The 8,086-nt window shown below is 67.7% G+C and carries 10 protein-coding genes; 5 read left to right on the top strand and 5 right to left on the bottom strand.

Annotation, left to right across the window (positions count from 1 at the left end; genetic code table 11):
* The first annotated feature begins 73 nt into the window (after window positions 1-73).
* The gene (locus tag VGZ23_15560) at window positions 74-502 is read left to right on the top strand and encodes a cupin domain-containing protein (protein HEV2359009.1); all 429 of its coding nucleotides are present in this window, start codon (window positions 74-76) and stop codon (window positions 500-502) included.
* A gap of 532 nt (window positions 503-1,034) precedes the next feature.
* On the top strand, window positions 1,035-1,379 hold the full coding sequence (locus tag VGZ23_15555; protein HEV2359008.1) for a hypothetical protein: 345 nt from the start codon (window positions 1,035-1,037) through the stop codon (window positions 1,377-1,379).
* Between the two features lie 48 nt (window positions 1,380-1,427).
* On the opposite strand, the gene VGZ23_15550 is transcribed toward VGZ23_15555, so the two are convergent.
* Window positions 1,428-2,405, bottom strand: a complete 978-nt coding sequence (locus VGZ23_15550; protein ID HEV2359007.1) for an AAA family ATPase — start codon at window positions 2,403-2,405, stop codon at window positions 1,428-1,430.
* A gap of 216 nt (window positions 2,406-2,621) precedes the next feature.
* Here VGZ23_15550 and pip point away from each other — a divergent pair, with 216 nt between their 5' ends.
* The gene (pip, locus tag VGZ23_15545; protein HEV2359006.1) at window positions 2,622-3,617 is read left to right on the top strand and encodes a prolyl aminopeptidase; all 996 of its coding nucleotides are present in this window, start codon (window positions 2,622-2,624) and stop codon (window positions 3,615-3,617) included.
* A gap of 63 nt (window positions 3,618-3,680) precedes the next feature.
* On the opposite strand, the gene VGZ23_15540 is transcribed toward pip, so the two are convergent.
* A complete protein-coding gene (locus tag VGZ23_15540) occupies window positions 3,681-4,115 on the bottom strand; it encodes a nuclear transport factor 2 family protein (protein HEV2359005.1) in 435 nt (144 codons plus the stop codon).
* Between the two features lie 184 nt (window positions 4,116-4,299).
* On the opposite strand from VGZ23_15540, the gene VGZ23_15535 reads away from it, so the two are divergent.
* Window positions 4,300-5,283 (top strand): amidohydrolase family protein, encoded by a 984-nt coding sequence (locus VGZ23_15535; GenBank protein ID HEV2359004.1) that lies wholly within the window; start codon window positions 4,300-4,302, stop codon window positions 5,281-5,283.
* Between the two features lie 2 nt (window positions 5,284-5,285).
* Here VGZ23_15535 and VGZ23_15530 read toward each other — a convergent pair whose 3' ends face one another.
* Entirely contained in the window at window positions 5,286-5,528 is a 243-nt protein-coding gene (locus VGZ23_15530) for a SelT/SelW/SelH family (seleno)protein (GenBank protein ID HEV2359003.1), read from the bottom strand.
* A 319-nt stretch (window positions 5,529-5,847) separates the two neighbouring features.
* Here VGZ23_15530 and VGZ23_15525 point away from each other — a divergent pair, with 319 nt between their 5' ends.
* Window positions 5,848-6,309: a cold shock domain-containing protein gene (locus VGZ23_15525; GenBank protein HEV2359002.1), complete on the top strand. Its 462-nt coding sequence runs from the start codon at window positions 5,848-5,850 to the stop codon at window positions 6,307-6,309.
* A gap of 9 nt (window positions 6,310-6,318) precedes the next feature.
* On the opposite strand, the gene VGZ23_15520 is transcribed toward VGZ23_15525, so the two are convergent.
* Window positions 6,319-7,776 (bottom strand): RtcB family protein, encoded by a 1,458-nt coding sequence (locus VGZ23_15520; protein HEV2359001.1) that lies wholly within the window; start codon window positions 7,774-7,776, stop codon window positions 6,319-6,321.
* A 21-nt stretch (window positions 7,777-7,797) separates the two neighbouring features.
* The coding region (locus VGZ23_15515; GenBank protein HEV2359000.1) for an archease at window positions 7,798-8,086 on the bottom strand (289 nt) is incomplete at its 5' end.

The raw sequence follows: 8,086 nt of genomic DNA, 5'->3' as shown, positions 1-8,086 counted from the left end.
TCATCGACGGCGAGGTGCTGCGTCGGACGCGCCGAAGCGGCGTGAGATTTCGTGACCGCAGGGGAGGCCGGCGATGGCGACGGGAGAGAGAGCGTCCGGCACCGAGATCCGTGCTTGTCGCGTAGTCCGATCGGGCGAAGCCTATCAGGGCAAACAGGGCCTCACCTACCTGCGTGGCCTTACCGGCGCGACGGTCGGGTCGAACGCCTTCTGCATGACGGTGCTGGTTCTGCAGCCCGGCGCCCGGGCCCAGATGTACCTCCACCGAGGCATCGAGACGGCAGCCTACATCATGGAAGGTCGTGCGGAGATGTTCTTCGGGCCCCAGCTGGAAGACCATGTCAACGTCGAGGCAGGCGACTACCTCTACATCCCGGCGGACGTCGCGCATCTCGTGATGAACCGGTCCGGTTCGCCTGCTACGGCTCTCGTCGCCCACACGGCGGCAAACGACCAGGAGGGCATCGTTCTCCTCCCGGAGCTGGACTCACTGATTTCATAGCCGAGCCCGGGGGGTGGGCAATGGCACAGGATCCGACGCTGATATCCAGCCTTGCCGCGTGGCCTGAGCATCGACGTGTCCTTGCCCGGACGATGGGGTCCTTTCAGGATGACCATCGCGTGCCCGGTGTGCTCCTCGGCGGCTCCTTCGCCGCCGGCAGTCCCGACTTCTACTCGGATCTCGATTTGTACGTCGTCGTGCACGACGAGCATTTCCGAGACGTGCGTGCCGGGAAGCGGGCGGCCGCCGCCGCAGCGGGCCGAGTTCTTGTAGGGTTCGTACCCGACCATCTCGGTCCGGGCGGCGACGAGATGTACATCGCCGTTTACGACGGTCCGGTGAAAGCCGATTTCAACTACGTACGCCGGTCCACGATGAAGCCGAGTTGGAAGATGGCCGCGCGTCTCGTCCTCAAGGACGTCGACGGGACTTTGGGGGACGTGATTCGGGCCTCGGCGGGCCTGAGAGCGCCCGTGCCGTCGCGGGAAGCGCTTGAAGCGCTGCACACAAGTTCTGGACCTGGTGCTGGTATGTGTTCGGCAAGATCGTGCGCGGGGAGTTATGGGAGGCGCTTGACGGCGTGCGGGACATCCGCGCGCTTGCCCTGGTGCCGCTGCTTGAGTGGGACGCAGACAGACCCCCGGAAGGGTCTCGCCGACTTGAAACCCGACTGGGCGGGACGCTGCGTGCCCGGCTGGCGGCCACGGTCTCTGCGCTAGATGCGGTCGCGCTCTACGGTGCGCTCCAGGCGGAGATCGATCTTTTCAGCGAGCTTCAAGCGCGCGTCTATCCGCGCCACGGTGTGAACGTCGGCGGGACCGCGGGGCACGCCATCCGGAGCGCGATCGAACACGCCTGGGCGTCACGTCGTCGGTGACCGGGCCGTTCTCAACCGCGGCAGACCGCTCTCCCCTGTCCGTCTTGGCTATTGCAGCGGGCGGTGTAGCCGGATGGAGACGTCCGTCGGCTGGCTTCGCGACGGTATGCCCGTGGGCGGCGTCGCCGATGGCTGGGGCTCAGGCCGCCGGAGGGTTTCCTTTCGTTCCCAAGTCAGGTATTCGAGTCCGGCCTCTTCTCCAACCGCCCCGGTGGCGAGGATGCGGCGTACCGTCGCGCTGGCGCCCGCGGCGTCGCAGGCGGCGAGAGCCGTCGTGAGCATGTCCCACGTTCTGCCCGAGGGCCACGGGTCGCCCCGGCCCTTCTCGTCGGCCGGCTCGTTGTGCAGGAGACTTGGCCGCTCACGAATGAACGCGGCGACCGTGGCCCGGGTGATGGCATAGCGGTGCCGCCAGCCCTCCGGGAGGGCCGGCAGCTCGACATGCCAGCCCGAGAGAAATCCGTTGGCCCAACTCTCGGCATTCGGCGTCCACGTGACGTGGATCATGCGGTTCGCGAGCGGCGCGGCGAGCGGGTGCGCGCCGGTCGTGGTGGTCACCGGATTCAGGGCCGCGGCGCAGCGAACGCCGGAGGGCAATTGGAAGTCCCCGACCCGCCGCTCCTGCACGACCTGGAGCAGGGAGTTCTGCATCGCCGTCGAGGCGTAGCCGACGTCGTCGAAGAACACGAGGCCGTTCCCCTCGTGCTTCGCCGCCTCGTTGGCCAGCGCGAAGGCCCATTCAAGCGGCGCGCGGTTCGTGTGCGATTCCAAGCTGCCGTTGGTCGACAGGAACGGCAGCCCCGCAAGATCGGTCGGATCATGAATCGTAGCCGTCATTGAGTGGATCGGCCAGTTGAACTTGTGGGCCATATATCGCAGCAGGGAGGTCTTGCCGGTCCCCGGCGCACCGCGCAGTGCGAGCGGAACATTGGCGAGCAGGGCGATTGCGACCGCCGCGGTCGCGTCCGTGGTGGAATACGCCGCCGGCGCCGTATGGCCGTGTTCTGGTGCTGATGCGTTTTGCATTGATACTCCTCCGACCGGTCGATTGTCGCGTGCATCGCCTATATTACCATGGTCGGGGGTGCGGGTGCAGGGGGGCTAACCCGTGAAAAGAAACGGGGGTCAACCCGTCAGGGGGCACGGCCAGCACCCTGGTCCGGGCCTAGGGGGGCCGGGGCGGCGCGCGTAGAGTTAGCGGAGAATCCGACGCGACATCAAGTCGAGCGGGGTGTTTCATCGATGGACGCTGAGCAACGAGACGCATCCGTTCCTGCCCAAGGTCTCTACCCCGACCTCGAGCCATACAACAGCGGAACGCTGGACGTAGGCGACGGCAATCGCATCTACTGGGAGGCATGCGGCAACCCATCCGGCAAGGCGGCCGTCGTTCTGCACGGAGGCCCCGGATCCGGCTCTACGGCCTGGCACCGCAGGCTGTTCGATCCGCATGCCTATCGCGTGGTGCTTTTCGACCAGCGGGGCTGCGGGCGCAGCCGGCCGCACGCCGGCGCGCCCGATACCGATCTCGCGACCAACACCACATGGAGTCTGGTCGCGGACATCGAGCGGCTGCGGCGGTCCCTTGATGTCGATCGGTGGCTCGTCTTGGGCGGGTCGTGGGGCAGTACGCTCGCCCTCGCCTACGCGGAACGGCATCCGGATCGGGTCACTGAGGCCGTCTTGTTCGGCGTTACGACAGGACAGCACAAGGAGTTCGACTGGTGGTTCCGCGGCGGTGCCAAGGTCCTCTTTCCGGCGCAGTGGGAGCGTCTTCGCGCGGCGGTGCCGGCCGGCGACGGCGATATCGTCCAGGCATACCATCGCCTGCTGCACGATCCCGACCCCCAGGTGCGGCGGCGGGCCGCCGTGGCGTGGTGCGAGTGGGAGTCGGCGACCCTGGCGTGGCCCCCGGCCCCCCGGCTGGCTCCGCGGTTCACCGACCCGGACGTCGCGATGGCGTTTGCGCGTCTCGTGACGCACTACGTGAGCCACAATGCCTGGCTTGAGGACGGCGCACTCCTGCGCGGCGCCGGCGCGCTGGCCGGCATCCCCGGCGTCATGGTGCAGGGACGTCTCGACTTGGGAGCGCCGATTGCCTGGGCGTGGGATCTCAAGCGGGTCTGGCCGCGCGCGGAATTGGTGGTCGTGGACGACGCGGGACACGCTGGCGATCACCCGGGCATCACCCAGGAACTGGTCCGCGCCACGGACCGCTTTGCGGCCGGCGTGAAGTAGGGAGGTCGCCGCTCGATATGCAATGACGGTTGGTGCCTGGCGCCCGGGCGTGGGGCGCCCGGCTCAACCGCGCTCTCGCACCTCCCGCGGCTCCAGTCTGCTGACGTGTCGATGCACGAGGCGCCATTGGCCGTCTTCGAGGCGGAAGATGTGGGTTTGGCGATTCTGCCACGTCTTCTCCGGTCTATCCGATCCATCGACGCGAATCCGAACGGACGTCACGTCTGTGATGTAGGCCATCTCGGCCGTGATGACCGTGGCGAGATTCTTTCGGGTGACAGTCCCGCCCGACATCTGCTGCGCGGCCCAATCCCACCGTCCGCCCACCTCGTCCCATCCGACCTCATAGCCTCCCCACCCACCGAAGGCGGTCACATCATCCCGCTGCGACCATAGCGCCTTAAAAGGCCCCGCGTCGCCCATGATGAATTGGTCCGCGGCGGCGTAGAAGCGTTGAATCGCCTCGCGCGCGCCTCGTTCTGCGGTCCGCTCGGCCATGAGGTCAGCCTCCTTCCAACGTTGGCCCCGTGTTCGCGGATCCGGCAGACTGTTCCTGGCCGGGGTGGCGAAGGACGGTCCGGCGCCGCGGCGAACTCGCCCTCCGATCCGGACGTGACGCCGTCGTTGCGGCCGCCGGGCAAATGCGCCCGGCATCCACGTTCCGCGGACGGGGAGGCCTGGAGTGCCGATCATCGACGTGCACGACCATTTCTATCCGCCGGCCTATCTCGATGCCCTGGCCGGCAATCCCGGCAACGTCCGCGTCACGTACGACGCCGAGGGCAACCCGCGGCTTCACTATCCGGGCGACTACAACATCGCCGTCCGCGGACACCGCGACATCGCGTACCGCGAGCAGGTTCTGGCCGAGCACGGCGTCGACCGGCAGATGATTTCGCTCACGACGCCCGGCACGCACGTCGAGCGGCCGGCGCGTGCCGTCGAACTCGCGCGTCTCGTGAACGACGCGTTCGCCCAGGTCGCGGCCGAGCGCGGGGGCCGGTTCGGCGCGTACGGCACGCTACCGCTCAACGACCCGCGGGCGTCCGCGGCGGAGTTGGAGCGCTGCCTCGGCCCGCTCGGCTTCCGTGGAGCGATGCTGTTCGCCAACGTCAACGGCGCGGCGCTGGCGGATGAACGCTTCTGGCCGATCTACGAGGTGGCCAATGCCCACGGCGCGATCCTGCACATCCACCCCACGTCGCCCGTCGGCGTCGAATCGATGACCGAGTACTGGCTCATGCCCTTGTGCGGATTCTTGTTCGACACCACGCTCGCCGCGGCCCATCTGGTCTTCGCCGGCGTCGTCGAACGATTCCCGCGGATTCGCTGGGTGTTGAGCCACCTCGGGGGGACGATCCCGTACCTGGCCGAGCGGCTGGACCGCGGGTTCCGCGCGTTCCGCGAATGCCGGGAGCGGATTTCAAAGCCGCCGAGCGATTACTTGAAGGCGCACTTCTGGTACGACACGGTCAACTTCGATCCGGCGGCGCTCCGGCTGGCGATCGAGTTCGCCGGCACCGGCCGCCTGCTCGCCGGCAGCGACTACCCGCACCAGATCGGCAGTATTCCGCTGATGCTCGAGAGCATCCGGGCGCTCGAGATCCCGGACGCGGAGCGTGCGAACATCCTCGGGGGAAACGCGGCGCGGCTGTTCGGCGCGTAGGGTTACGACGCCTCGAGCGCGGCCACAACCTCGCCCGGCTCGGGGCGCCGGCCCGCCTGCTTCTTGGAAAAGACGGTCTTCCCATCGGCGACGACTTCGAACACGCCGCCCGAAGAGGGGATCAGGCTGACGGTCGCGACATCATTTTGCTTGGCCTTCAGGATCTCTTCCGCCACACGGACGGCCTGGGAGAGATACCCTCAACTGGTACAGTATTCGATGGTCACCTTCTGCAGTTGGGCCATGCACAGGCCTCCTGATCGAAAGTTTACCGGCTCTTTTTCTAGTATGACGGTGCGGTATCGTTCTGTCCAGGGCGGCCCGACCTCTCGCGCCGGCGGCACCTGTGCCGCTGGAAAAATTCCGGCGTGCTTGTCCTTGACGTTCATGCGCAGGTTAGTAGACTAGAGGTAGTGGGCAAAGTTCGATTGGACGCGTAGCATAGGAAGTCGACGCGAGGTTTGCGAGTCCACGATCGGATCGCTCCCCACACGAAGCAGTCTGTCTTATTCGCGGGCGGTCGTGTGCCGGAACGCCTAGACCATTGGTCGGAGGTTTTTGATTATGGCGGGACAGCTCGATCGTATTGAAGGAATGCTGCGGGCGCTCTGCGGGCATCTCGGCGTGCGCGATCTGGAACACGCCGTCGCGCCCGCCGACGCGATTCCCGCGGAGAACGGCGCCCGGTACACGGGGGTCGTCTCACGGTTCGAGCACGGATGGGGGTTCATCGAATGTGAAGCGATGAACCGCAACTACTTTGTGCATTACAGCGACATCGACGGTACCGGACTCCGCTCGCTCGATTCCGGTGAGACCGTCTCATTCGAGATCGGTCCCGGAAGAGACGGCCGTCCCAAGGCCGTCCGCGTGCGGCGTGAGCCCGCCGGGCAGCCGTCGGCCCGCGCCGGCCGGATCGAGGCGATTCCCCGGGCGGCGCGCGGGAACGGCGATCATCGCGGTCTGCCGCAGATCGAAGACGAGGAAGAAGAAGCCGCGCAGGCGGAGTCTGCCGGCGACGACTGAGAGGCTTCGCTATCCCTTGACGACGGCCAACGGACGGAGCCGGGCCACCCTGCGCGTGAGGCCGGCTCCGTCGCTTGCGCGCACGACGTCGGCGACGTCTTTGTAGGCTTCGGAGGCTTCTTCCGCCGCGAGGTCACGGCTCGCCGCCCGCAGCAGGATGCCCCGCCGCGCCAGCGTCTCGACGACGTCGACGCCTTTCAGCAGTCGCTTCGCGTCTCCACGGCTGCGCGCGCGTCCGGCCCCGTGCGGGGTCGAGCCGAAGGTCTCACGCATCGCCGTCTCGGTCCCGACCAGCACGTAGGAATAGCGGCCCATGTCACCGGGGACCAGCACCGGGTGGCCGACGCTCCGGTACTCCTCGGGCACCTCCGGATGTCCGGCGGGAAACCCGCGCGTCGCCCCCTTCCGGTGAACGCAAAGCCGCCGCGCGCGGCCGTCGACGACGTGATCTTCCATCTTGGCGACGTTGTGGGCGACGTCGTACACGACGTCCAGGCCGAGCCGCTCGGCGCTCTGCCCCAGCACGTGCTCGAACGTCTCGCGAATGTGGTGGGTGATCACCTGCCGGTTCGCGAACGCGAAATTTGCCGCCGCGGCCATCGCCCCGAGATATGCTTGGCCTTCGGGAGACGCGAGCGGCACGCACGCCAGCTGGCGGTCCGGGAGCGAGATGCCGTACTTGGAAAGCGCGCGGGCGCTGACGGCGAGATAATCGTCGCAGACCTGGTGGCCGAGCCCGCGAGAGCCGCAGTGGATCAGGATCGTCACCTGGCCGGGTTCCCGAAGCCCGAACGCGCCGCCGGCGGCCGGGTCGAAGATCTCGTCGATCCCTTGGATCTCGAGGAAATGGTTGCCGGAGCCGAGGGTGCCGAGCTGGTCGCTCCCCCGAGATTTGGCCCGCTGACTGACCTGGCCGGGGTCCGCACCGGGGATCGTTCCCCCCGCTTCGATGCGCCGAAGGTCGCCCGCGCGTCCCAGCCCCCGCCGCACGGCCCAGGCCGCGCCCTTGGCCAGCACCTCGTCGAGCTCGGTGGCGTCGAGGCGCGTGCGGCCCTTCACGCCGACCCCTGACGGCACGCTGCGGAACAGCCGCTCGGCCAGCGCGGCGAGGTGCGGCCGGATGTCCTCTGCGCTGAGGTGCGTTGAGAGCAGACGCACGCCGCAGTTGATGTCGTATCCGACGCCGCCCGGGGAGACGACCCCGGTTTCCGGGTCCATCGCCGCGACGCCGCCGATCGGGAATCCGTAGCCCCAGTGAATGTCCGGCATGGCGATCGAACGGTAGACGATCCCCGGCAGCGTCGCCACGTTGGCGACCTGCGTCAGGCATTGGTCTTCGCGGATCTGCGCGATGAGCGTCTCGTCGGCATAGATTCGGCCCGGCACCCGCATGCCGGGCACGGCGCCGGCCGGGATCTCCCAGCGGTACGCGTCGATCTGTCTCAGCGCCGGCGGTGCTTCAGGCATGACCGCTCTCCCGTCGGGGCATCAGAGGTCGAGGATGACCCGGGCTTCCCAGTGTCCGTCCGCGTGCGCGAGGCGCAGGCCGTGGTAGGTCGCCGCTTTTACCAAACGGCGCAGCGTGTGCCGGTCGCGGTCGATCTGGTCGCCGATGAGTTCGGCGGACAGCTCGGTGTCGCCGATTCGTTCGATGCGGCACCGCCGCGGCAGGAAGCCGCGGGTGTCCAGCAGGTAGAGCAGCTCATTCAGCCACGCCACAAGGAGGGCCTCACGGTCGACGGCGGACACGGACACGTCCAGGCGCGTGTCTTCGCGC

This window comes from bacterium (assembly GCA_035945995.1).
GTDB lineage: Bacteria > Sysuimicrobiota > Sysuimicrobiia > Sysuimicrobiales > Segetimicrobiaceae > DASSJF01.
Note: the sequence above shows the minus strand (reverse complement) of the source record. Positions and strands in the feature narration are given on the sequence as shown.

Excerpts from the sequence above, each read along its gene's own strand:
- VGZ23_15560 (HEV2359009.1), top strand. The coding sequence starts at position 74 with ATGGCGACGGGAGAGAGAGCGTCCGGCACCGAGATCCGTGCTTGTCGC.
- VGZ23_15550 (HEV2359007.1), bottom strand. The coding sequence starts at position 2,405 with ATGCAAAACGCATCAGCACCAGAACACGGCCATACGGCGCCGGCGGCG.
- pip (HEV2359006.1), top strand. The coding sequence starts at position 2,622 with ATGGACGCTGAGCAACGAGACGCATCCGTTCCTGCCCAAGGTCTCTAC.
- VGZ23_15540 (HEV2359005.1), bottom strand. The coding sequence starts at position 4,115 with ATGGCCGAGCGGACCGCAGAACGAGGCGCGCGCGAGGCGATTCAACGC.
- VGZ23_15525 (HEV2359002.1), top strand. The coding sequence starts at position 5,848 with ATGGCGGGACAGCTCGATCGTATTGAAGGAATGCTGCGGGCGCTCTGC.
- VGZ23_15520 (HEV2359001.1), bottom strand. The coding sequence starts at position 7,776 with ATGCCTGAAGCACCGCCGGCGCTGAGACAGATCGACGCGTACCGCTGG.